Source organism: Pseudomonas sp. AN3A02 (genome assembly GCF_011765255.1).
In the GTDB taxonomy this organism is placed as follows: domain Bacteria; phylum Pseudomonadota; class Gammaproteobacteria; order Pseudomonadales; family Pseudomonadaceae; genus Aquipseudomonas.
The window spans coordinates 296381-319587 of record NZ_JAARNI010000004.1 but is presented as its reverse complement, the minus strand read 5'-3'; the positions used below and the strand labels follow the sequence as shown (position 1 = coordinate 319587).

The following is a 23207-nucleotide window of genomic DNA, read 5'->3' as shown; positions in this document are numbered from 1 at the left end:
GGCAAACGCCCCAAAAGTAACCAAAAGGTCTTTGCCCCACCACTCGGTGCCTCGCTTAGGCTCGGCATGCCCGCACTCCGGCACGCTTCCGCGGGCCGCCGCGACGGGCCATCCATGGCCCGGCGCGGCTAAATCGGCTTCCCTGCCGATTTACCCGCTCCACCGTGCCTACTTGCGGCCATCGTGGTTGACGGGGCCCGCAGATCAAGATCAACAGCAGATCAAAAGCAAGAGCACAGCGGCCTACAGGCCGGCTTGAGTGTTAAAAGCGAAAGCAGAGCTGCTTTTCTGTGGGAGCGGGCTTGCTCGCGAAAAACCTGAGACCGCCGCGTTGAATCAGGATGCCAGCGTCATCGTTAACGACCTTCGCGAGCAAGCCCGCTCCCACATTTGGACCGTGCCCGCTTCTGGTTTTGCTGTTGCTGTTGCTTCACCACACTCAAGCCGGCCGGTAGGCCGCTGTGCTCTTGATCTGCTTTTGATCTTGATCTTAGGCGCCCCGTTAAACCACGCTGGCCGAACGCAGGCTTTGGAGCGTGGGTAACCCGGCAGGATGCCGGGTTAGCCGCGCTGGGCCAAGGATGGCCCATCGCGGCGGCCCACGCTCCAAAGCCGGAGTGAGGGAACTCCGAGCCTAAGCGAGGAGCCGAGTGGTGGGGCAAGAGCGTTTTGCTTACTTTTGCGCTCTTCAAAAGTGAGCCGCTGTAAGAGCGGAACCCATCGAAGCCGTTACCCAAATAACGGATATACACCCAAACCTCACCCAAAAAACAACACCCCATTGGCCAAACCAGTCAACCAAGTTGAAAGCTTTGACCATTGCCCACCCACCGCTCTAGAGCGACTATTTCACCGGTCTACGTACCCATCCTGAAAATAAAAACCACACAGGGATTTGAAGCGATGCGTGATTACTCGGCTGCCACCACCCAGTTCAACTACCAACACACCGTCGACGCCGCCTTGTCGGGCAACCTGCAGGCCCTCAACGCCTGCGTCGAATGCTGCGACCGCCACGCCTTACCCGGTCGCATCGCGCTGTTCTGGGAGGGCAAGGACGGCCGCAGCGCCACGTCCACCTTCACCCAATTACAAGACCAGGCCGCCCGCTTCGCCAACTTCCTCCTGGCCCAGGGCGTCAATCGCGGCGACAAGGTAGCAGGCCTCCTGCCACGCACCGCCGAGTTACTGATAGTGGTACTTGCCACCTGGCGCATCGGCGCGGTCTATCAGCCGCTGTTCACCGCCTTCGGCCCCAAAGCCATCGAACACCGCCTGAACAGCTCCGGCGCCGCGCTGGTGGTGACCGACGCGGTCAACCGTCCCAAGCTCAATGAAGTGGCCGACTGCCCAACCATCGTCACCGTCGCCGGCCCCAACGGCGAAGGCATTGTGCGCGGCGATTTCAGCTTCTGGGCCGAACTGCCCAACTATTCCAACCTCTGCGAGCCCGTATTGCTGGGCGCCGACGACCCGTTCCTGCTGATGTTCACCTCCGGCACCACCGGCCCGTCGAAATCCCTGGCAGTACCGCTCAAGGCAATCGTGGCGTTCCAGAGCTACACCCGCGACGCCGTCGACCTGCGCCCCGAAGACGCATTCTGGAACGTCGCCGATCCGGGCTGGGCCTATGGCATCTATTTCGGCGTGACCGGCCCCTTGTCCATGGGCCACCCGATCACCTTCTACGACGGCCCGTTCACCCTCGAAAGCACCTGCCGCGTCATCAACAAATACGGGATCACCAACCTCACCGGATCGCCCACGGCCTATCGCATGCTGATCGCCGGCGGCGAGCAGTTCGCTAAGTCGATCAAGGGCAAGCTGCGCATTGTCAGCAGCGCCGGCGAGCCGTTGAACCCGGAAGTGATCCGCTGGTTTGCCGACAACCTCGGCGTGACCATCCACGACCACTATGGCCAGACCGAATTGGGCATGGTGCTGTGCAATCACCACGGCCTGGAACACCCGGTGCACGTCGGCTCTGCCGGCTTTGCCTCGCCAGGCCACCGCATCGTGGTGCTGGACGACAACCATCAGGAACTGCCCGCCGGCCAACCAGGCATCCTCGCCATCGACCGCGAACAATCGCCAATGTGCTGGTTCGCCGGCTACGACGGGGTCAAGACCAAAGCCTTCGTCGGCAAGTACTACCTCAGCGGCGACACCGTGGAGCTGAACCCCGACGGCAGCATCAGCTTTGTCGGGCGCAGTGACGATGTGATCACCACTTCCGGTTACCGCGTCGGCCCATTCGATGTGGAAAGTGCGTTGATCGAGCATCCGGCGGTGGTGGAGGCGGCAGTGGTGGGCAAGCCATGCCCGGAACGCACCGAGATCGTCAAAGCCTTTGTGGTGCTCAGCGAGCAATACCGCGCCGAGCCGGCCCTGGCCGAGGAGCTGCGCCAGCACGTGCGCAAGCGCCTGGCGGCTCACTCGTACCCACGGGAAATCGAATTTGTCAGCGAGCTGCCCAAGACCCCGAGCGGCAAGCTGCAACGCTTCATTTTGCGTAATCAGGAAATTGCCAAGGCCCAGGCGGCCACGGCGTGACCCATTCTTCAAGGAAACAGTGATGCAGATTGAGAACAAGGTTTTTCTGGTCAGCGGCGGCGCTTCAGGCCTCGGCGCGGCAACGGCCGAGATGCTCGTAGCAGCCGGTGCCAAGGTGATGCTGGTGGACCTGAACGCCGACGCAGTCGCCGCCCAGGCTGTAAAGCTCGGTGAGCAAGCGCGAAGCGTGGTCGCCGATATCAGCCAGGAAGCCGCGGCGGAAGCGGCAGTGCAGGCCACGGTTGCGGCCTTTGGTGTTTTGCATGGGCTGGTCAACTGCGCCGGTGTGGTTCGCGGCGAGAAAATCCTTGGCAAAAATGGCCCTCACGTTCTGGCCAACTTCGCCCAGGTGATCAACGTCAACCTGATCGGCAGTTTCAACCTGCTGCGCCTGGCTGCGGCGGCTATAGCTGAAACCGAGGCAAATGCCGATGGCGAGCGCGGGGTGATCATTAACACCGCTTCGGTGGCCGCGTTTGACGGCCAGATTGGCCAGGCCGCCTATGCCGCCTCCAAGGGCGCGATCGCCAGCCTGACCCTGCCTGCCGCCCGTGAACTGGCGCGCTACGGAATTCGGGTGATGACCATTGCCCCCGGCATTTTCGAAACACCGATGATGGCCGGCATGACCCCGGAAGTGCGCGAGTCCCTCGCCGCCGGCGTGCCATTCCCGCCGCGCCTGGGCAAGCCAGGCGAGTACGCCGCGCTGGTGCGGCATATCATTGAAAACAGCATGCTCAACGGCGAGGTGATCCGTCTCGACGGTGCCTTGCGCATGGCAGCCAAATAAGGAGATTTTCATGACTGATCCCATCGTTATTGTCAGCGCAGTACGCACCCCAATGGGCGGGTTCCAGGGCGACCTCAAGGGCCTGACCGCCCCGCAACTGGGGGCTGCGGCGATTCGTGCAGCGGTCGAGCGTGCCGGTATCGCCACCGATGCCGTGGATGAAGTGCTGTTCGGTTGCGTGCTGCCCGCCGGCCTCGGTCAGGCGCCTGCGCGTCAGGCCGCTCTCGGCGCCGGCCTGGATAAATCGACCCGTTGCACCACCCTCAACAAGATGTGCGGCTCGGGCATGGAAGCCACGATCCTGGCCCATGACTCGTTGCTGGCGGGCAGTGTGGAAGTGGTTATCGCCGGTGGCATGGAGAGCATGTCCAACGCGCCGTACCTGCTGGACCGCGCCCGCAGCGGTTACCGCATGGGCCACGGCCGGGTGCTCGACCACATGTTCCTCGACGGCCTTGAGGACGCTTACGACAAGGGCCGCCTGATGGGCACCTTTGCCGAAGACTGCGCCGAGCACAACGGCTTTTCCCGTGAAGCCCAGGACGCGTTTGCCATTGCCTCCCTGACCCGTGCGCAACAGGCGATCACCGACGGTAACTTCATCGCCGAAATCGTCCCGGTGCAGGTCACCGTGGGCAAGGAACAGAAAACCATCACTCACGACGAGCAACCACCTAAAGCAAAGCTGGACAAGATCGCCACCTTGAAGCCGGCCTTCCGCGAAGGCGGCACGGTGACGGCGGCCAACTCCAGTTCGATTTCCGATGGTGCGGCGGCGTTGCTGCTGATGCGCGAATCTGAAGCGCAGAAGCGCGGGCTCAAGCCGCTGGCGGTGATCCATGGCCACGCGGCGTTTGCCGATGAGCCAGGCCTGTTCCCGGTCGCGCCGGTGGGGGCGATCCGCAAGCTGATGAGCAAGACCGGCTGGAACCTCGACGAAGTCGACCTGTTTGAAATCAACGAAGCCTTTGCCGTGGTCAGCCTGGTGACCATGAGCAAGCTGGAAATTCCCCACAGCAAGGTCAACATCCACGGCGGCGCCTGCGCCCTGGGCCATCCGATCGGCGCGTCCGGCGCGCGGATCCTGGTGACGCTGCTCTCGGCCCTGCGCCAGAAAGGCCTCAAGCGCGGCGTTGCGGCGATCTGCATCGGCGGCGGTGAAGCCACGGCCATGGCCGTTGAATGCCTGTACTAAGGAACACCTATGCTCCCGAATGACGAACAACTGCAAATCAGCGAAGCCGCCCGGCAATTTGCCCAGGAACGGCTCAAGCCGTTCGCCGCCGAGTGGGACCGCGAGCATCGCTTTCCCAAGGAAGCCATTGGCGAAATGGCCGAGCTGGGCTTTTTCGGCATGCTGGTCCCGGAACAGTGGGGCGGTTGCGACACCGGCTACCTGGCCTACGCCATGGCCCTGGAAGAGATTGCCGCTGGCGACGGTGCCTGCTCGACCATCATGAGCGTGCACAACTCGGTGGGCTGCGTGCCGATCCTCAAGTTCGGCAACGATCAACAGAGAGAACAGTTCCTCAAGCCCTTGGCCAGCGGGGCGATGCTCGGGGCGTTTGCCTTGACCGAGCCCCAGGCCGGTTCCGATGCCAGCGGCCTGAAAACCCGGGCCCGTCTGGAGGGCGATCATTACGTGCTCAACGGCTGCAAACAGTTCATCACCTCCGGGCAAAACGCCGGGATCGTGATTGTGTTTGCGGTTACCGATCCGGCTGCCGGCAAGCGCGGTATCAGCGCGTTTATCGTGCCCACCGACTCGCCGGGCTACAGCGTGGCGCGTGTCGAGGACAAACTCGGTCAGCACGCCTCCGACACCTGCCAGATTCTGTTTGAAGACCTGAAGGTGCCGGTGGCCAACCGTTTGGGTGAAGAGGGCGAAGGCTACCGGATCGCCCTGGCCAACCTCGAAGGCGGGCGCGTCGGCATTGCTTCGCAAGCGGTGGGCATGGCGCGGGCGGCGTTTGAGGCCGCTCGGGATTACGCCCGCGAGCGGGAAAGCTTTGGCAAGCCGATCATCGAGCACCAAGCCGTGGCCTTCCGACTGGCAGACATGGCGACCCAAATCGCAGTCGCCCGGCAGATGGTGCATTACGCTGCAGCCCTGCGTGACAGCGGCAAGCCGGCGCTGGTGGAGGCGTCCATGGCCAAGCTGTTTGCTTCGGAAATGGCCGAAAAGGTCTGTTCGCAAGCATTGCAAACCCTCGGCGGTTACGGTTACCTGAGCGACTTTCCCCTGGAGCGGATCTACCGCGATGTGCGGGTCTGCCAGATTTACGAAGGCACCAGCGATATTCAACGCATGGTCATTTCACGCAATCTCTGAGGAGTATCTATGAGTTACGAAACCATTTTGCTGGACGTCCAGGGCCGTGTGGGGCTGATCACCCTCAATCGCCCGCAAGCGCTGAACGCCCTGAACGCGCAGCTGGTCAGCGAGCTGAACCAGGCGCTGGACAGCCTCGAAGCCAACCCGGAAATCGGCTGCATCGTGCTCACTGGCTCGAAAAAGGCCTTTGCCGCCGGCGCCGACATCAAGGAAATGGCCGAGCTGACCTACCCGCAGATCTACCTCGACGACCTGTTCAGCGACAGCGATCGCGTGGCCAACCGCCGCAAGCCGATCATCGCCGCGGTCAACGGCTTCGCCTTGGGCGGCGGTTGTGAACTGGCCTTGATGTGCGACTTCATCCTGGCCGGTGACAACGCCAAGTTTGGCCAGCCGGAAATCAACCTCGGCGTGCTGCCGGGCATGGGCGGCACCCAGCGCCTGACCCGCGCCGTGGGCAAGGCCAAGGCCATGGAAATGTGCCTGACCGGGCGCTTTATCGATGCCGTGGAAGCGGAGCGCTGCGGGATTGTTGCGCGGATCGTGCCGGCGGATGAGTTGCTGGACGAGGCGCTGAAAGTCGCGACCCTGATCGCCAGCAAATCGGTGCCCATCAGCATGATGGTCAAGGAAAGCGTCAACCGCGCGTTTGAAGTGAGCCTGTCCGAAGGCGTGCGCTTTGAGCGCCGGGTGTTCCATGCGGCGTTTGCCACGCAGGATCAGAAGGAAGGCATGGCGGCGTTTGTAGCCAAGCGTGCGCCGGAGTTCAAGGACAAATAAACACTGTCCTGAAACGCTGAAGATCAAAAATGTGGGAGCGGGCTTGCTCGCGAAGGCGGTGGATCAGTCGATACATCTGGTGACTGTAACACCGCCTTCGCGAGCAAGCCCGCTCCCACATGGGTTCTGCGAAATACCTGTTACAGCTGGTAGTTTTTCAACTCTCTGGCAATCACCATCCGCTGAATCTCGCTGGTGCCCTCGTAAATCTGGGTAATCCGCGCATCCCGGTAATAGCGCTCCACCGGGTAATCCTCCAGATACCCATAACCCCCATGGATCTGCATCGCTGACGAGCAGACCTTCTCGGCCATTTCCGACGCGAACAGTTTGGCCTGGGACGCTTCCGACAGGCACGGCTTGCCCGCACTGCGCAACCGCGCGGCGTGCAGGATCAGCAGGCGCGCTGCATTCAGGCGGGTTTGCATGTCGGCCAGCATATTCGCCACGCTCTGATGCTCAATGATCGCCTTGTCGAACTGCACGCGGTCACGGGCGTAGGCCAGCGCCGCTTCAAAGGCGGCACGGGCGATGCCCAGCGCTTGGGCGGCGATCCCGATGCGCCCGCCTTCGAGGTTGGACAGGGCGATGGCCAGGCCTTTGCCGCGTTCGCCCAGCAGGTTGGCTTCGGGCACGGTGCATTGGTTGAGGGTGACGGCGCAGGTGTCGGAGGCACGAATGCCCATCTTGTGTTCGGTGCGGTCCACCACGAAGCCCGGGGTATTGGTGGGCACCAGGAACGCCGAGATGCCTTTCTTGCCCAGGTCCGGGTCGGTCACCGCAAACACGATCGCCAGCTTGGCGCGCTTGCCGTTGCTGACAAATTGCTTGGCGCCGTTGATCACCCATTGGCCGTCCCGCAGTTCGGCGCGGGTGCGCAGGTTGTGTGCTTCGGAACCGGCCTGGGGTTCGGTCAGGCAGAAGCACCCGATGGCCTGGCCGCTGGCCAGGTCCGCCAGCCAGGTTTCCTTTTGTGCTTGTGAGCCGTAGTTGAGGATTGGCCCGCAACCCACTGAATTATGGATACTCATCAGCGCGCCGGTGGCGCCGTCACCGGCGGAAATCTCTTCCACCGCCAAGGCGTAGGCCACGTAGTCGACATAGGTGCCGCCCCATTCTTCGGGCACGACCATGCCCAGTAAACCCAGTTCGCCCATCTTGGCGACCAACCCATCATCGATCCAGCCGGCTTTTTCCCAGGCCTGGGCGTGGGGCGCGATTTCGCCACGGGCAAAGTCCCGGGCCATGTCGCGGATCATTACTTGTTCTTCAGTAAATTCAATATCTTGCATGGCTTAGTTCCCGTTCTTGTCGAAGTCGCGGAAGAAGCTTTCGACATGATCAGCCTCCAGCGCCTGGAGGGTTGGAGGGTTCCAGCGAGGGGTTTTGTCCTTGTCGATCAGCAGGGCGCGCACGCCTTCGATCAGGTCGCCACGGCTGAACCACTGGCGATCCAGGTGCAACTCCAGGGCAAAGCACTGCTCCAGTGGCAGGTGGCGCCCGCGGCGCAGCATCTGCAGGGTCACGGCCATGGCCAGGGGCGAGCGGGTTTGCATCAGGCTTGCGGTGGTCAGTGCCCAGTCATGGCTGTCGGCAACCGTGACTTGCTGCAATTGCTCGACGATGCTCGGCACATCCGGCAAGGCAAAGAAGTGGTCGATGGCCGGGCGCAGCGCCGCCAGTGGGGGGGCAGGCAGTTGCTGCACGGCAAGGCTGGCCAGCACGCCCTGTAGATCCTTGAGCGGTGAGTCGTGCCATGTCAGGCGGTCGAGCCGCTGATCGAGCTCGGTTAACCTGGCGCTGTCGAGGTACCAGTCTGCAAGCCCGCAATACAGTGCGTCGGCCGCGCGAATCTGCACGCCGGTCACGCCGAGGTAGATCCCCAGTTCACCGGGAATACGCGGCAGGAAATAGCTGCCGCCTACGTCAGGGAAGTAACCGATGGCCACTTCAGGCATTGCCAGGCGGCTGCGTTCAGTGACCACCCGCAGGTCGGCGCCTTGTACCAGGCCCATGCCGCCGCCGAGGACGAAGCCGTCCATCAGCGCCAGGACCGGTTTGCGGTAGTTGTGGAGGGCCAGGTCGAGGGCGTATTCCTCGACGAAGAAATCTTCGTGGAGTGTGTCGCCGCTCTTGAAGCTGTCGTACAGCGAGCGAATGTCGCCACCGGCGCAAAAGGCTTTTTCACCTGCGCCGCGCAAGACGATGGCATGCACCGCTGGGTCGTCCTCCCAGGCCTGCAAGTGCCGGCTGAGGCTACGGACCATGTCCAGGGTAATGGCGTTAAGGCCGGCGGGGCGATTGAGGGTCAGGTGGCCTATGTGGTTGCGTACCTGCGCCAGGACCTCGTCGTGCACGACCCCGGCGCTGCTTGCCTCGGATGAAACCTGAGCAGTCATCTCTAACTCCCTGCTTTTATTGTTCTTTATCAAGATGTTCGCGGGCGAACCATCTCGCGATCGTAACAGTGCAAATTTGCCCAGTACAAGTCGGAATCATGCAGGTCGTTTTTGCATTTATGCCCTAGGGACGATGCTGGCCCTAACGTTGGAAAACCGCGCCTATCGTCCGCCGCCGCGCATACCGCTCGCTGGCCTGGATCAGTTCTTCCAGCTCCTGCTGCGTCACGTCCAGGAACTGCTCACGCTCGGCCAGTGCCTGCTTGAGGTCTTCGGCGCTGATGCCGGGGTTTTCGATGGCCGTTGGCAGGAAGTTCGGTGCAGCGGGTTCGCTGGCTCCCTTGGGGTATCGCGTGCGCGTTGCGTTGTTATAGGCCAGGGCGCAGGCCAGCAAGGCAGCGGCGCCCAGCATCACGGCGCCCAGTTCGTGCCAGCCGATGGAAATCGATGCGGGATCAGCCAACACCAGGCTCATCGCCAGCCCGCCTGCAGGCGGGTGCAGGCAGCGCAGCCAGCAGATCAGCATGACCGTCATCCCGGCCGCCAGGCACGCGCTGCCCAACGTACGTCCCAGCACCCGCGCCACCAGCAGGGCAACGACCCCGGCACACAGGTAGCTGCCAATAATCGACCAGGGCTGGGCCAATGCTCCGGATGACACGGCAAACAGCAGAACCGCCGAGGCTCCCAGCGGGCCTATGAGGTGCAAGGCCACCTCCATGCCAAACACTTGGGCGCACACCCAAACACTGAACAAAGTGCCCAGGGACATGCCGATGGCGGCACGGCTCCATTCGGCAGGGCGGGTATTGATGGCAGCAGGTAACCAGCGAGCGAGCATTGACAGACGATCCATAAAAAGCGGGCGAAAAAAAAGGCTTGCCTGGTTTCCCGGAAAAGCCCTTCAAAAAAACAGTTCCTGCATTTGGGGGAGGAACCTGTGCAGTGTGCCCATCGGACAAGGTTGCTGCAATTGCATATTAATGCCGATCAAGTGCAGTATTTTTGCAGTTAACCGACCTAGCCAAAGGGTATCAGCCGGGTTGGCGGCGGCAGGTGGCTGCTGATCTTGCCCAGCACCCGATCATTGGTTTCCTCGTTGATCAGCAGGTTCTGTACGTTTTCCCGCAGTGACGGATCGTTGGCCAGAGGCCCCTTGAGTACTACCAGTGCATCGCGCAATCCCATGAGCCGATCCAGTTTGGGTAGCGGGAGGTAACCCACATTTACTTTGTCCAGAGATAAACACGCAACAGCTTCAGAGATTGAGGGGGCGGGCAATCGATGGTCGGACACAGAAGATTCCTCTAAATGAAATAAACGGCAGGGCTAATTGCTGTTTAAAACTTATTTATTGTTATTGCGGCTGTTTATTTAAAGCGGGATAAGTCTTGATGGCTTACTGCTACGCTCTTCGTTTTTCTAGAGATAGTCACAGGAAGGCCCTACACCAAGCCTTTGAGGCTCTGAAAATAACTGGCAGGTAGTAATTAATTAACTCACTTGGCAGGCGAGTCTACAGTCGGGGACATGTAGCGGGAAGGGATGTTGCATCGGTAGTTGCGGATAGGTGCGTAGGATCTTTCTCGATAGTTAATATCTGGAAAGTTTCAAAGTTGAATGGAGAAAGAAGTTTCTTACGTGCACTTGGACGTATAACTACGGAAAGTACTGGCGAGGGATAAGCGGTCTACGCCGCTTATCCCGCACCCAGTATCAAGGTTGCGCTGTTTTGATCAAATGCAGCAGCACATAGGGGTTCTTGTCGAACTGGCCAGTCAGCACCGGTTGCAGTGAGCGAAAGCGCGGGTCGCTTAACGCCTCATAGTCCGACTGGCTCATGATCAGCCAGGCCGGTGCCTGGATCGGTGCCAGGTCGGCGGGCAACTGGGTAAACAACGGTACCCGGTCGCAATCGAGGTTGACCATGAACTTGATGGCCTTGGCGTCCTTTCCGAGCGCATGCAGTACCAGCGGCGCCGGTTGCTGCTGGGTCAGCGCATGGGCCTGGAGGGTAAAGGTGCGCGTGTCGTACAGGCGGCGTTCCAGCGGTTCGACCATCACGATATACGCCAGCCACACCGCAAGTACCGCGGAGAAGGCCGGCCCCAGGTAGCGAAGGCGCCGGTTGAACAAAAAGCCCAAGGTCAGCGTCTGGAGTGCAATCAGGATCCCGAACACCGGATTGAGGCTGCCGATCTGCTCGGGAAAGCGATGACGCGCCACGAACAAACCTGCGATCAGTAGCCCCGGAATCACCGTCCACAGCGCCAGCATCAGCCAGCGCAGCCCGGCGAACAGTTTTCCCCGTGCTACCTGGAATGGATACGCCGCGATGATCGCCGCCATGGGCAGCATCGGCAGCACATAGCGGGCCTTTTTCGCCTGGGGCACCGACAAGCCGACCATCACGATCAAGCCGGCGGCCAGGCAGTACAGCACCAGTTTCAGCGCAGGACCTTTGTCCTCGCGACCGCCAGCCGCCACCGCAAGCAGTGCCAGCACGGCCAGCGGGTACGCCGGCGCGTAGTTGCCCAGTGAACTGCTGAAGTAATACAGCACGCTACCGGAGCCTTCGGTACCGTCCATGCGGCCGAGGAACTGCATGCGGATCACGTCCTGCATGAAGGTTTCACCACCGCTGAGCTTGGCCAGCAGCAACAGCAGGCCGACGCACGCTGCCAGCAACGCCAACGCCAACAGGCCAAAACTGAACAGCTGCCGCCATTGACGATTGATCAGGTAATAGCTGCACAACATGCCCGTGGGAATTACCAGGCCGATCGGCCCACGGATCGCGAACCCCAGGATCAGCAGCAGAAACAGCCAATGCAGACGACGGCAGGCGCCGAAATGGTCATGGGCATAACCCAGGTAAAACACCGCCAGGGCCACGGCGGCCAGCATCTGGTCGAGGGACACTGCGCGGGTTTCGCTGATGAAGGTACTGCTGAGCAGCAGCGCCGCAATGCTCAGCAACGCCCAGCGCCGGGAGTAGGGCGCGGTCAGCCGGTAGATCAGCACCACGATCAGCGCTGAAGCAATGGCCGTCGGCAACCAGGCCGTCAGGCTGGTGACCTGCCCCAGGGGCAAGGACAGCAGCCAGGTCAGCAGTGTCGAAGTGGCCAGGTAATCGGCGTAAGGCTGGCCATACGTCGTCGGGAAGAACCCCGGCCCATGGCGCAGCATCTCCTGGGCGAACAGCACGAAGCGCGAATCAAAGCCGATGATGGCCTGGTTCCAGTTGCCCGCGATAAACAGGATCAGTGCCAGGAGCCCCAGTACCCATGAGTGTCGGCGGATCGTCGGGTTGAGCAGGGGCGGATGAACTTTGTCCACGTCTTAGGCTTCCTCGGCCTGAGGCGCCCAGTTTTGCTGGGGGATCGGCAACTGGCAGGATTCGCCGCGGCCCATCGGGAAGTACTGGATGCCTTTGCGGGCGAGGCGCTCGCCGTCGTACAGGTTGCGACCGTCGAAGATCACCGGGGTTTTCAGACGCTGCTGGATCAAGTCGAAGTCCGGTGCCTTGAACTGCTGCCATTCGGTGCAAATGATCAAGGCGTCGGAGCCGCTCAAGGTCGATTCAGGGGTACCCATCAGCATCAGGCGCGGGTCATCGCCGTAAATACGCTGGGTTTCCTGCATGGCTTCCGGGTCGAACGCACGCACATTGGCGCCGGCAGCCCACAGGGCTTCCATCAGCACCCGGCTGGGTGCGTCGCGCATGTCGTCGGTGTTGGGTTTGAACGCCAGTCCCCACAAGGCGAAGGTTTTGCCCCGCAGGTCACCCTTGAAGAACGCGTTGGCACGCTCGAACAGCTTGCTCTTCTGGCGCTGGTTGATGGCTTCCACGGCTTCCAGCAGGTCGCTGGAGCAGTTGGCGGCCTTGGCGCTGTGGATCAGGGCGCGCATGTCCTTGGGGAAGCACGAACCGCCATAACCGCAGCCCGGGTAGATAAAGTGGTAGCCGATACGCGAGTCGGCACCAATGCCCAGGCGCACGGCTTCGATGTCCGCGCCGAGGTGTTCGGCCAGTTCAGCGATCTGGTTGATGAAGCTGATCTTGGTGGCCAGCATGCAGTTGGCGGCGTACTTGGTCAGTTCGGCGCTGCGCAGGTCCATGAAGATGATGCGGTCGTGGTTGCGGTTGAACGGTGCATACAGTTCGCGCATCACCTCGCGCACTTCTTCGCGTTCGCAACCGATGACGATACGGTCCGGGCGGCGGCAGTCGGCAACGGCCGAGCCTTCCTTGAGGAATTCCGGGTTGGAGACGATATCGAAGTCCAGGTGGCGGCCCGCAACGCGCAAGGCTTTTTCCATGTGGGCGCGCAAGGTGTCGCCGGTGCCGACAGGCACGGTGGATTTTTCCACCAGGATCACTGGATCGATCCGGTGACGGGCCACCGCATCGCCTACCGACAGCACGTATTTCAAGTCGGCCGAGCCGTCTTCGTCCGAAGGCGTGCCCACGGCGATGAACAGCACTTCGCCGTGTTCGACCGCGAGTTTTTCGTCATAGGTAAACGTCAGGCGTCCGCCTTCGAGGTTTTCCTTGACCATCGCCGCCAGGCCCGGCTCGAAAATGCTCACGTGGCCCTGTTGCAGCAACTTGACCTTGTTCTCGTCTACGTCCATGCAGATGACATCGTGACCGACTTCGGCCAATACAGTGGCCTGCACCAGACCGACGTAACCACTACCAAATACACTGATTTTCATGGGGCATTCCTGGGACTTGTAGTGCTAGCACGACGAGAGTTGATAGTCAGGACTCCGAGAATGACCAAGGCCACCCCCGCAGTTTTTGAAACGGAAAAATGTTCGTTGAAGACCGGCAGGCTGGCAGCCAGCAGGTACACCAACGCGTAGCTGATGCTGAGCAGCGAGTAGGCGCGCCCCAGCGGCAAATCTTTCAGGGCGCCGAGCCAGCAGAGCATCGAGAGGGCATAGGCGATGATCGCCAGGATCACCAAGCCCAGCGCGCCGAGGTCGATGGCGCCGGTGTTGAGTGCTGTCAGCCATTCAGCGGGCAGCGGCAGGCGCGTCATGCTCCAGCGCATGCCCAACTGGGCACCGCTGACCAACGCAACGCTGCCCAGGGCCAGGGCAAAACCGCGAGCGCGACTCATACCTGACGCCCCAGCAGCACCACACCGGCAATCACCAGCAGCACACCGAACCAGTGGCGGCCATCGATGTGTTCATGGAACACAAAGCGCGCCACCAGGGTGACCAGTACAAAGTTGAGGCTGAGCATCGGGTAGGCGATGCCGACTTCCAGGCGTTGCAGCACCAGCAGCCACACCAGCAAACCCAGGCCCAGGCACACCAGCGCCGACCACAGCCACGGCGAGCGCAACTTTAAGGCCCAGCCGTCGGGCTGGTCACGCCAGCCTTCCACGGCAAACTTCTGGGACACCTGGCCCATGCAGGTCAGCAGGCACGCACCTAACAACAGCAGCAGAGTGGTCATGGCGCGCTCTGCGGGTAGATCAAAATCACGATATTGCCCTGCTCGTAACGCTTGCCGTCTTTAGGCAGCAGGTCAACTTCCTGGCGTTCGTCGTCACCTTTGACCCGCATCACCACGCCCACCGAGCCTTGTTTGCGCGCATCGCTCATCCATTGCTGGACGCTGGCGGCATCGATCTTGCGGTAAGCGGTGTCCGGGAAGGCGATGCCGTATTTCACTTCGCCAACGGTGTTGTAGAGCATCACTTCAGGCCGCTGCAGGCGCCACGACAAGGCCGATGCAGCGCCGAGGTCGTTGCTCAGCAACGCAGTGGTCGGCTGCAGTTCCTGGAGGTGATCGATGATGAACTGGTCCGGGGTCTTGTTATAAACCACCGAGTGCGGCAACGCGGCCGGCACCAGCGCCACCAGCAACCAACTGCCAATCACCGGCGCGGCCCACATCTGCAGCGGGCGGGCGGCTTGCAGCAGGTTGGCGATGATCCAGCCGAACAGGAACACGAACACCAGCACCAGGCTCAGAGTTTCCTGGCCGTGCTCATACACCGGCTTCTTCAACTGGAACCAGGTCAGGGCCAGCAGGCCCAGCACGCCGATGATCAGGTTCAGCCAGCCATTGATGCGCAATACGCGGCCACGGGCCTGGCCCAGTTTCTCGGCCAGGGTATGCCCCATCAACAACGCCAGAGGCAGCAGGCACGGCATGATGTAGGACGGCAGCTTGCCTTTGGCCAGGCTGAAGAACGCCAGCGGCATCAGTAGCCATAGCAGCAGGAAGCCGATGTTGGCACTGCGCTTTTCCAGCCACGCCTGTTTCACGGTGGACGGCAGCAACGCCATCCACGGCAGGCTGAACGCGACCAGCAGCGGCAGGTAGTACCAGAACGGCTCGGCATGTTGCGCATCGTCGCCGGCAAAGCGCTGGATGTGCTCGTGCCAGAAGAAGAAGTTCCAGTAATCCGGTTCCTGGGCATGCACCATCAGGGCCCAGGGCAGGCTCACGAGAATCGCCACGGCCACGGCCACCAGGCCATAGGTGAGCAGTTCACGGAAGCGTTTCTGCCAGAGCATGTAGGGCAGGGCGATCAACACCGGCAACAACCAGGCGAGGAAACCCTTGGTCATGAAGCCCATGCCACAGGCGAACCCGAGCAAGGCCCACGACCACAAGCGGCCACGGGTCGTGGTGCTGTCGAAACAGAACCACAGCGCGGCGCCGGTCAGGTTGACCCAGAAGGTGAACTGCGGATCGAGGTTGGCATAGCCCGCCAGGAACGCGACGCTGACGAAACTCATGTACAGCACGGCGCTGACCAGGCTCTTGCGCGGGTCGTTCCACAAACGCCGGGCCACGCAGTACACCAGCAGGATGCTCAAGCCGGTGCTCAAGGCCGAGGCGAAACGCACGCCGAACAGGTTCTGGCCGAAGATCGCCTGGCCCAGCGCGATCATCCAGTAGCCGGCCGCAGGCTTCTCGAAGTAGCGAATCCCCATGAAGTGCGGCGAAGCCCATTTGCCGGTCAGCAGCATTTCCTGGCTGATCTGCGCATAGCGGGTTTCGTCGGGAATCCATAGACCATGGGTGGCCAACGGGATCAGGTAGAACACCCCGAAAGCCAGCAGGAGCAGGGGCAGGGCCCAGCGCCGGATCATGCCTTTTGCACTCCGAGCCAGCCTTCACGGCCGCTCAGCGCACCGCGCACCAGTTGTTGCTGGGGCAGGGTGCTCAGGTCGGCGGGCAACAGGTCGCCCAACGGTTTGAATTGAATGCCGCGCTGCCCTGCCTGGGCGAGCAACTGGCGAAAATCATTGGCCATCAGAATCCCTTCTACTTCTGCGTGGATCGTATAGACGTTGAGCTTCGACGGCTTGAAGCGGTCGAGGATGTACGCGTTGAAATCCTTGGCGGCCACCACCGGGCCCACGACTTCGTCGAAGGTCGGCATGTCTACCGGAATTTGTGGCGTGCCGGCACTGCCATCCGCCAGGGTTGGCCGGAACAGGCTGGTACCCCGGCAATCGCTGTTGTAACGGAAGTTGAACGATTGCTTGGCTTGCACCACGCGCTCATCGGAACGCCAGCCGGCGGCGGCTGAGCAGTCGATGCGCTCACCGAGGATGTCGCTCAAGGTGTCGACGCCACGGCGAATCTGTTCGATCAACTGTGCATCGCTCCAACTCCCGGTGTTGGCTTGCCAGCCATGGTGGTCCCAGGCGTGCAGCCCGACTTCATGCCCGGCAGCCTTGGCCTGGCGCATCAAGTGCCCCAGGTCGCGGCCAATGGGTTTGCCCGGCCAGGCGGTGCCGGCCAGCAAAATGTCCCAGCCGTACAAGCCGGCTGCGTTGGAGCGCAGCATCTTCCACAGGAATTGCGGGCGGATCAGGCGCCACAAGTGGCGCCCCATGTTGTCCGGCCCGACGCTGAAGAAGAAGGTCGCCTTGACCCCGGCTTCGTCGAGCGACTCCAACAACCTTGGCACGCCTTCGCGGGTGCCTCGGTAGGTGTCGACGTCGATGCGTAGACCCGCTTGCATCAACGCTTGTCCGCGATTTCGAGCATGGCTTCACGCAGGAAGAAATCCAGGGTGTTGCCGATGGTTTCGCTCATCTCGACGGTAGGCTCCCAGTTCAGCAGGCGCTTGGCGTTGTCGATGCTTGGCTTGCGGTGAGCCACGTCCTGGTAACCGGTGCCGTAGAACGCCTTGCTCTCTACGTCGCGGAAACCGGCAAACGGAGGGAAGTTGCTGCGCAGCGGGTGAGCTTCAAACTGACGCAGCAGTTCTTCGCCCAACTGACGGATGCTGGCTTCGTTCTCCGGGTTACCGATGTTGATGATCTGGCCGTTGCAGTTATCGTTGTCGTTATCGATGATGCGGGCCAGGGCTTCGATGCCGTCGGCGATGTCAGTGAAGCAGCGCTTCTGCTCGCCGCCGTCGAACAGACGGATTGGCGTGCCTTCCACCAGGTTCAGGATCAACTGGGTGATGGCGCGGGAGCTGCCGATACGGGCCGAGTCCAGGCGGTCGAGGCGCGGGCCCATCCAGTTGAACGGACGGAACAGGGTGAACTTCAGGCCTTTGTCGCCGTAAGCCCAGATCACGCGGTCCAGCAGTTGCTTGGAAACCGAGTAGATCCAGCGCTGCTTGTTGACCGGGCCCACCACCAGGTTGGAGGTGTCTTCGTCGAAGTACTGGTCCTGGCACATGCCATATACTTCGGACGTCGACGGGAAGATCACGCGCTTGTTGTACTTCACGCAGTAGCGAACCAGTTTCAGGTTCTCTTCGAAGTCCAGTTCAAATACGCGCAACGGGTTGCGGGTGTACTCGATCGGGGTGGCGATGGCTACCAGCGGCAGGACCACGTCGCACTTCTTGATGTGGTACTCGATCCACTCGGAGTGGATGCTGATGTCGCCTTCCACATAGTGGAAGTTCGGGTGGCTGCGCAGGCGCTCGATCGCGTCGGAGCCAATGTCCAGGCCGTAGATTTCGTAACGGTCGTCACGCAGCAGGCGCTCGGACAGGTGGTTGCCGATAAAGCCGTTCACACCCAGGATCAGCACGCGGGTGCGGCGTGGCTTGCGGCCGGACTCGGCACCGCGCAGGACGGAACCGTCCACCAGGCCAAGTTCATCCGCCAGGGACGGGCCGGCCAGGTACAGGCCGTTTTCGTTGCGCTGGCCGAACTTGACCACCAGGGAGTCTTCGCCGCAGGCGATGCGCAGCGGGTTGACGCTGATCACGCGGCCGGGTGCCAGGCCTTCGTTGCCTTTGACGACTTCAGCGTTCCAGACGATCAGCTTGTGCTCGCCCACGGCGCAGAAGGCACCCGGGTAAGGCTGGGTGACGGCGCGAACCAGGTTGAACAGCTCTTCAGCCGGTTTTTTCCAGTCCAGCTTGCCATCCGCCGCGGTACGACGACCGAAGTAGCTGGCTTTGCTTTCGTCTTGGGCGGTTTCGGTCAGCTTGCCTTGGGCCAGTTGTGGCAGTGCGTCGCGCAGCAGGCTGGTGGCGGCGTCACGCAGTTTGGCGTGCAAGGTCAGGCCGGTGTCGGTGCGGTCGATCACGACTTTCTGCTGGGCCAGGATCGCGCCGGCATCGGCACGCTTGACCATACGGTGCAGGGTCACGCCGGTTTCGGTTTCGCCGTTGACCAGTACCCAGTTGGCCGGTGCGCGGCCACGGTATTGTGGCAGCAGGGAGCCGTGCAGGTTGAACGCGCCTTTCTTGGCGGTGGCCAGCAGGGCTTCGCTCAGCAGGTTGCGGTAGTAGAACGAGAAAATGTAGTCCGGGTTCAGCTTGGCGATGCGCTCAATCCACAGCGGGTGGTTGGCGTCTTCCGGGGCGTGCACCGGGATGCCGTTGCGGGCGCACAGTTGCGCGACGGAGCCGTAGAAATTGTTTTCCTTGGGGTCATCGGCATGGGTGAACACGGCAGCAATTTCGTAACCCGCATTGAGCAGGGCTTCGATGCCTGCACAGCCAATATCGTGGTAAGCGAAGACAACAGCTTTTGAATTCATGACGAAACCTGATCGGAAGGAGAAGTAGAAGTGTGGGAGGAGGTCAGGCCGTCGACCGTGAAGGTCTCGGCCGGCGCTGCCGGTTGGTTGCGCAGCACTTTTTCAATAAAGAACCGTGGGCGGGCCCGCACATCGCTGTACATGCGGCCCAGGTATTCACCCAAGAGGCCCATGCCGATGAACTGGCCACCGGTGAACACGAACAGCACGGCGAACAGCACGAACATGCCGTCACCGGCCCAGCCGGCACCGAAGGCCAGGCGCAGCACGATCAATGCGACCGCAAACAGCATCCCGAGGGCCGCCAGGCTGAAACCGACGATGCTCAACAGGCGCAAGGGTGTGGTGGTCATGCAGGTCAGCAGGTCGAACATCAGGCTGATCAGGCGCATCGGGCTGTACTTGGACTCGCCGTGTTCACGCTCGGCGTGGTGCACCAGGATTTCCGTGGTGTGGCGCGCAAAGCTGTTGGCCAGGATCGGGATAAAGGTGCTGCGCTCGCGGCAGGCGAGCATCGCGTCGACGATGTTGCGGCGGTAAGCGCGCAGCATGCAGCCGTAGTCGCTCATGGCGACGCCCGTGGAGCGTTGTACGGCGAGGTTGATCAAGCGCGACGGCCAGCGGCGAAAGGCTGAGTCCTGGCGGTTGTTGCGCACGGTGGCAACCACGTCGTAGCCCAAGGCGGCCTGCTCGACCAAGCGCGGGATTTCTTCCGGCGGGTTTTGCAGGTCGGCGTCCAGGGTGATCACGACGTCGCCCCGGCAATGCTCGAAGCCGGCCATGATCGCGGCGTGCTGGCCGTAGTTGCGGTTGAGGATCACCGCGACGACGTTGCTGCCTTCGAGGGCGGCGGCGTCTTCCAGCAATTGCGCGGAGTTGTCGCGGCTGCCGTCGTCCACCAGGACGATTTCGTATTCGTAGGCCAGTTGCTTGCAGGCCGCCATGGTGCGGCGCAGCAGTTCAGGCAGGCTTTCTTGTTCGTTGTAGACCGGGATAACGATCGACACGCAATGAATTGGGTAGGGTTTCAAAGATTCATTACCTCGGGGGTTAGAGCAACTTGAAGCGTAAAGACAGCAGTCATCAACAGCCTGGAGAAGCAGGCGCCTGATTAAAAATAACGTGGATTCATGGCATTCATTCGTGAGTCCTGACAGGTGACGGTGGGTCTTCCATGGCTTACGTGAGTAAAGACCAAAATGCTTAAAGGTAAAGCGGAATCAACGAGTTAACCTGCGAAGTACGGTTCGTTCTCAAGTCGTGCCGCCAAGATTAAGCGCAAAAATGTTCAACGAATATGAAACGCAGATGAAAAAGTCGTTTTTCTGGCAGGTAGACAGCTAGGGTTCAGGTAAACAACATCAATGCGCACAACCCCGTGTTCGCGGTGTGTGGCGGGGCAGTTGTGTTTTCCCTCGCGCGGGTTCATTCCTGAACAATCTTCTCTGCAATGCCGTGCAAGTGCCGGTAAAGTAAGCCATCTCTTGCCAGGGCAGTCGGATGAATAGCGTGCAGCGTTTACGGCCAATGTTGATGGTGTTGTTAATGACGGTGGCCTGGGCCACGAGTGTGCGGGCCGATGACGGCGTGGCACTGACGGCCATCGACCAGGTGCCCGATGGCGTAGAAGTGCGGGGTAAACAGGTCGGTGCCTTCACTTGGAGTGATAAACAGGGCAAGAACCTGTTGGTGCTCGCTGAGCAAGTCAGCGAACGCGACGACGACGGCGCGCAGTCGGCCTTTGTCTACGCGGCCCAGTACCTGCTCGACGGTGATCGGCCCAAGCGGCTGTGGATGCTCTACGACGACGTGCAGCATTGCGAGTTCGACGCCGGGGCGCACTACAACACCGAGGCCACCAAGGTTACCGACCTGCTGGGTGACGGCATCAGTCAGGTGACTGTGGGGTATAGCCGCACCTGCACCAGCGATGTCAGCCCCAATGATTTCAAGCTGATCATGCACATCGGCAAGTCGCAGAAGTACCGCCTGCGCGGCATCGACCGCTATGGCGCCAGTTGGTGGGATGAAGACGCTGGCGCCTTGCAAGGCATGCCGTTGCCTAAGGATTGCAGCATCGCCGCCCAGCAAGCGCTGGTCAGCCAGTACAAGGAGCAGGGCACCGAGCTGCCGCTGCCCGGCTGTTATGGCGACGAGGAGGATTTTGCCAAGGCGCCCAAACCGTACCTGGCGTTCATGCGCCAGCACTGGTTTGCCTTGATGCAGAAGCAGGACACCAACTGGAGCCAGCAGCAGACGCCAGCCCCGACGGAAGACGATCAGGAATAGCCCCATGGATTGACCTGCGCTAGACTCGGCGCTCGCCAATTCACTAAATATGTTGATTAAACAGATGGTTAGTCGACATATTTAATCCAAAGGCTGATCTACCTTGACTGAGTCTACCCGCAACCCGCTGACCCTCTACCTCACCCGCCTGGCGCCTTCCAGCCAGCTGACCATGCGCTACGTGCTGCAAGACGCCGCCGACCGCCTGGGCTTTGAAGACATCAACCTCGAAGACATCGACTGGCACCTGCTGCAACCCGAACACGTCATGGCCCTGGTGGCGGCGCTGCGGGAAGACGGTTATGCGCCGAACACCTCCTCGCTGTACGTCAACGCCGTGCGCGGGGTGATGAACGAAGCCTGGCGCATGAGCCTGATCAGCCAGGACCACCTGTTGAAGATGCGCTCGGTCAAGGCCATGGCCGGCACCCGGCTGAGCCAGGGTCGCAACCTGCGGCGCACATTGATTCGTGAGTTGATGGAGGTCTGCGCCGCCGACCCGCGCCCCCAGGGCCTGCGGGATGCAGCGGTGATCGGGATCCTGTATGGCTCGGGGATGCGCAAGTCGGAGTCGGTGAATATCGAGCTGGGCCAGGTCAATTTTGACGAGCGCAGCCTGCAGGTCACCGGCAAGGGCAACAAACAACTGATCAAGTACGCGCCGGCCTGGGCCTTTGCCAAGCTGGAGGCGTGGCTTGAGTTCCGTCGCAGCCAGTTGAAACCCGGTGAGCAGGACGACAGGTTCCTGTTCAACCGCATTCGCCGGGGCAGCCATATCACCCGCGAGCGCATCACCAAGCACGCGATTTACTACATCGCCCGCCAGCGCGGCGAGCAAGTCGGCGTGAAGATCATGCCCCATGATTTCCGGCGCTCGTTCATCACCCGGGTGATTGAAGAGTACGACCTGTCCATCGCCCAGAAGCTGGCGCACCACACCAATATCCAGACCACCGCCAACTATGACGTGCGTGACGACAATGAACGGCGGCGGGCGGTGGATCGATTTGATTTGTAGCGCCCTTGCAAAAAAAAGATTGAATATTCACACCTAATGTTATTTAAATAACAAAACAAAAGCGTCACGACCTGCCTGGTCGTGACGCAACAAGGTGGAATAGCAATGGGCAAGATCGCAGTCATCGGCAGCAATATGGTGGATTTGATCACCTACATCGACCGCATGCCGGTCCAGGGCGAAACCCTGGAAGCGCCGGGCTTTGCCTTGGGTTGCGGCGGCAAAGGGGCCAACCAGGCGGTGGCGGCAGCCAAGCTTGGGGCGGATGTGTTGATGCTCAGCAAAGTCGGCGACGACATGTTTGCCGACAACACGCTGGCCAACTTCCAGCGTTTTGGTATCGACACCCGTTATGTACAGCGGGTGCCCGGTGTGTCCAGCGGCGTGGCGCCGATTTTCGTGCGGGCCGATTCCCACAACAGCATTTTGATCGTCAAGGGCGCCAATGCGCATTTGCTGCCGGCGGATATCGACGCGGCGGCCGCCGACCTGCGTGAGTGCACGCTGATCGTGCTGCAACTGGAGATCAATCTGCCGACGGTCTATTACGCCATCGAGTTCGCTCACCGCCATGGCATCGCCGTGCTGCTCAATCCGGCGCCGGCGTTGGCCGGGTTGAGCGCTGAGCACTTGGCGCAGCTGGATTTCCTGATCCCCAACGAATCCGAACTGGCGTTGATTACTGGCCAAGTCGTGGACTCGCCGGACTCGGCCCGCACGGCTGCACGCACCCTTGTCGCCAGCGGCATTCGTCACGTGATCGTCACCCTCGGCGAACACGGTGCGCTGTACGTGGGCGAGGAGGGCGAATTCGAGGTGCCGGGTCAGCGGGTCGACGCCCGTGACACCACCGGCGCCGGTGACGCCTTTATCGGTTGCTTCGTTCAGCACTGGAGCCGCGACGGCCAAATCCGTCATGCCATGGAGCAGGCGGTGGCGTATTCGGCGTGCTCGGTCACGGCGCTGGGTACCCAGACCTCTTATCCCGACAGCGAAGCATTCGCCCGCTTCCAGCAACAGCGCTAACGCCCTCTACCCAGCCC

Annotated in this window: 20 protein-coding genes; 8 read left to right on the top strand and 12 right to left on the bottom strand. The window is 61.3% G+C overall.

Annotated features, from left to right (window positions below):
• The first annotated feature begins 903 nt into the window (after positions 1-903).
• From HBJ59_RS18465 to HBJ59_RS18445, 5 genes are read left to right on the top strand one after another with little or no spacing between them, the layout of a single operon-like run.
• The gene (locus HBJ59_RS18465; RefSeq protein ID WP_167664365.1) at positions 904-2553 is read left to right on the top strand and encodes an AMP-binding protein; all 1650 of its coding nucleotides are present in this window, start codon (positions 904-906) and stop codon (positions 2551-2553) included.
• A gap of 22 nt (positions 2554-2575) precedes the next feature.
• Positions 2576-3343 carry an SDR family NAD(P)-dependent oxidoreductase gene (locus HBJ59_RS18460; protein WP_167664364.1) on the top strand — a complete coding sequence of 256 codons (768 nt, stop codon included), beginning with the start codon at positions 2576-2578 and terminating at the stop codon, positions 3341-3343.
• A 10-nt stretch (positions 3344-3353) separates the two neighbouring features.
• On the top strand, positions 3354-4538 hold the full coding sequence (locus HBJ59_RS18455) for an acetyl-CoA C-acyltransferase (RefSeq protein WP_063030094.1): 1185 nt from the start codon (positions 3354-3356) through the stop codon (positions 4536-4538).
• A 9-nt stretch (positions 4539-4547) separates the two neighbouring features.
• Complete coding sequence (locus HBJ59_RS18450; RefSeq protein ID WP_076013417.1) at positions 4548-5675, top strand: acyl-CoA dehydrogenase; 1128 nt, start codon at positions 4548-4550, stop codon at positions 5673-5675.
• 9 nt (positions 5676-5684) lie between these two features.
• Complete coding sequence (locus HBJ59_RS18445) at positions 5685-6458, top strand: enoyl-CoA hydratase (protein ID WP_167664363.1); 774 nt, start codon at positions 5685-5687, stop codon at positions 6456-6458.
• A gap of 140 nt (positions 6459-6598) precedes the next feature.
• Here the strand turns inward: HBJ59_RS18445 and HBJ59_RS18440 are convergent, their stop codons facing one another.
• The 12 genes from HBJ59_RS18440 to arnC all read right to left on the bottom strand — a co-directional run bounded on the left by HBJ59_RS18440 (position 6599) and on the right by arnC (position 19888).
• On the bottom strand, positions 6599-7750 hold the full coding sequence (locus HBJ59_RS18440) for an acyl-CoA dehydrogenase family protein (protein ID WP_167664362.1): 1152 nt from the start codon (positions 7748-7750) through the stop codon (positions 6599-6601).
• 3 nt (positions 7751-7753) lie between these two features.
• Positions 7754-8857 (bottom strand): enoyl-CoA hydratase/isomerase family protein, encoded by a 1104-nt coding sequence (locus tag HBJ59_RS18435; protein WP_167664361.1) that lies wholly within the window; start codon positions 8855-8857, stop codon positions 7754-7756.
• Between the two features lie 142 nt (positions 8858-8999).
• Entirely contained in the window at positions 9000-9698 is a 699-nt protein-coding gene (locus HBJ59_RS18430) for an HPP family protein (RefSeq protein ID WP_167664360.1), read from the bottom strand.
• 179 nt (positions 9699-9877) lie between these two features.
• A complete protein-coding gene (locus HBJ59_RS18425) occupies positions 9878-10057 on the bottom strand; it encodes a type VI secretion system contractile sheath small subunit (protein ID WP_256576841.1) in 180 nt (59 codons plus the stop codon).
• Between the two features lie 516 nt (positions 10058-10573).
• Positions 10574-12196, bottom strand: a complete 1623-nt coding sequence (locus HBJ59_RS18420) for a glycosyltransferase family 39 protein (RefSeq protein WP_167664359.1) — start codon at positions 12194-12196, stop codon at positions 10574-10576.
• Positions 12197-12199: 3 nt separating this feature from the next.
• Positions 12200-13579, bottom strand: a complete 1380-nt coding sequence (locus HBJ59_RS18415; protein ID WP_076013423.1) for a UDP-glucose/GDP-mannose dehydrogenase family protein — start codon at positions 13577-13579, stop codon at positions 12200-12202.
• Positions 13576-13989, bottom strand: coding sequence for a 4-amino-4-deoxy-L-arabinose-phosphoundecaprenol flippase subunit ArnF (gene arnF, locus HBJ59_RS18410; protein ID WP_076013424.1), 414 nt, complete (start codon positions 13987-13989; stop codon positions 13576-13578). The genes HBJ59_RS18415 and arnF overlap by 4 nt, the downstream gene beginning before the upstream one ends.
• Positions 13986-14333, bottom strand: coding sequence for a 4-amino-4-deoxy-L-arabinose-phosphoundecaprenol flippase subunit ArnE (gene arnE, locus HBJ59_RS18405; RefSeq protein ID WP_003217625.1), 348 nt, complete (start codon positions 14331-14333; stop codon positions 13986-13988). The genes arnF and arnE overlap by 4 nt, the downstream gene beginning before the upstream one ends.
• The gene (gene arnT, locus HBJ59_RS18400) at positions 14330-15985 is read right to left on the bottom strand and encodes a lipid IV(A) 4-amino-4-deoxy-L-arabinosyltransferase (protein WP_076013425.1); all 1656 of its coding nucleotides are present in this window, start codon (positions 15983-15985) and stop codon (positions 14330-14332) included. The genes arnE and arnT overlap by 4 nt, the downstream gene beginning before the upstream one ends.
• Positions 15982-16866, bottom strand: coding sequence for a 4-deoxy-4-formamido-L-arabinose-phosphoundecaprenol deformylase (gene arnD / locus HBJ59_RS18395; RefSeq protein ID WP_076013426.1), 885 nt, complete (start codon positions 16864-16866; stop codon positions 15982-15984). Before arnD ends, arnT begins: the two co-directional genes overlap by 4 nt.
• On the bottom strand, positions 16866-18857 hold the full coding sequence (gene arnA / locus HBJ59_RS18390) for a bifunctional UDP-4-amino-4-deoxy-L-arabinose formyltransferase/UDP-glucuronic acid oxidase ArnA (RefSeq protein WP_076013427.1): 1992 nt from the start codon (positions 18855-18857) through the stop codon (positions 16866-16868). Before arnA ends, arnD begins: the two co-directional genes overlap by 1 nt.
• A complete protein-coding gene (gene arnC, locus HBJ59_RS18385; protein ID WP_167664358.1) occupies positions 18854-19888 on the bottom strand; it encodes an undecaprenyl-phosphate 4-deoxy-4-formamido-L-arabinose transferase in 1035 nt (344 codons plus the stop codon). Before arnC ends, arnA begins: the two co-directional genes overlap by 4 nt.
• Before the next feature lie 469 nt (positions 19889-20357).
• Between arnC and HBJ59_RS18380 the strand changes: the two genes are divergently transcribed.
• The 3 genes from HBJ59_RS18380 to rbsK all read left to right on the top strand — a co-directional run bounded on the left by HBJ59_RS18380 (position 20358) and on the right by rbsK (position 23190).
• Entirely contained in the window at positions 20358-21146 is a 789-nt protein-coding gene (locus HBJ59_RS18380) for a M949_RS01915 family surface polysaccharide biosynthesis protein (RefSeq protein ID WP_167664357.1), read from the top strand.
• A 103-nt stretch (positions 21147-21249) separates the two neighbouring features.
• Positions 21250-22164: a tyrosine recombinase XerC gene (gene xerC, locus HBJ59_RS18375; RefSeq protein WP_017480337.1), complete on the top strand. Its 915-nt coding sequence runs from the start codon at positions 21250-21252 to the stop codon at positions 22162-22164.
• Between the two features lie 105 nt (positions 22165-22269).
• Positions 22270-23190, top strand: coding sequence for a ribokinase (gene rbsK, locus HBJ59_RS18370; RefSeq protein WP_167664356.1), 921 nt, complete (start codon positions 22270-22272; stop codon positions 23188-23190).
• Positions 23191-23207: the final 17 nt, after the last annotated feature.

Coding starts and splice junctions, on each gene's coding strand:
- HBJ59_RS18465 (WP_167664365.1), top strand. CDS start 904: ATGCGTGATTACTCGGCTGCCACCACCCAGTTCAACTACCAACACACC.
- HBJ59_RS18460 (WP_167664364.1), top strand. CDS start 2,576: ATGCAGATTGAGAACAAGGTTTTTCTGGTCAGCGGCGGCGCTTCAGGC.
- HBJ59_RS18455 (WP_063030094.1), top strand. CDS start 3,354: ATGACTGATCCCATCGTTATTGTCAGCGCAGTACGCACCCCAATGGGC.
- HBJ59_RS18450 (WP_076013417.1), top strand. CDS start 4,548: ATGCTCCCGAATGACGAACAACTGCAAATCAGCGAAGCCGCCCGGCAA.
- HBJ59_RS18445 (WP_167664363.1), top strand. CDS start 5,685: ATGAGTTACGAAACCATTTTGCTGGACGTCCAGGGCCGTGTGGGGCTG.
- HBJ59_RS18440 (WP_167664362.1), bottom strand. CDS start 7,750: ATGCAAGATATTGAATTTACTGAAGAACAAGTAATGATCCGCGACATG.
- HBJ59_RS18435 (WP_167664361.1), bottom strand. CDS start 8,857: ATGACTGCTCAGGTTTCATCCGAGGCAAGCAGCGCCGGGGTCGTGCAC.
- HBJ59_RS18430 (WP_167664360.1), bottom strand. CDS start 9,698: ATGCTCGCTCGCTGGTTACCTGCTGCCATCAATACCCGCCCTGCCGAA.
- HBJ59_RS18415 (WP_076013423.1), bottom strand. CDS start 13,579: ATGAAAATCAGTGTATTTGGTAGTGGTTACGTCGGTCTGGTGCAGGCC.
- arnF (WP_076013424.1), bottom strand. CDS start 13,989: ATGAGTCGCGCTCGCGGTTTTGCCCTGGCCCTGGGCAGCGTTGCGTTG.
- arnE (WP_003217625.1), bottom strand. CDS start 14,333: ATGACCACTCTGCTGCTGTTGTTAGGTGCGTGCCTGCTGACCTGCATG.
- arnT (WP_076013425.1), bottom strand. CDS start 15,985: ATGATCCGGCGCTGGGCCCTGCCCCTGCTCCTGCTGGCTTTCGGGGTG.
- arnD (WP_076013426.1), bottom strand. CDS start 16,866: ATGCAAGCGGGTCTACGCATCGACGTCGACACCTACCGAGGCACCCGC.
- arnA (WP_076013427.1), bottom strand. CDS start 18,857: ATGAATTCAAAAGCTGTTGTCTTCGCTTACCACGATATTGGCTGTGCA.
- HBJ59_RS18380 (WP_167664357.1), top strand. CDS start 20,358: ATGAATAGCGTGCAGCGTTTACGGCCAATGTTGATGGTGTTGTTAATG.
- rbsK (WP_167664356.1), top strand. CDS start 22,270: ATGGGCAAGATCGCAGTCATCGGCAGCAATATGGTGGATTTGATCACC.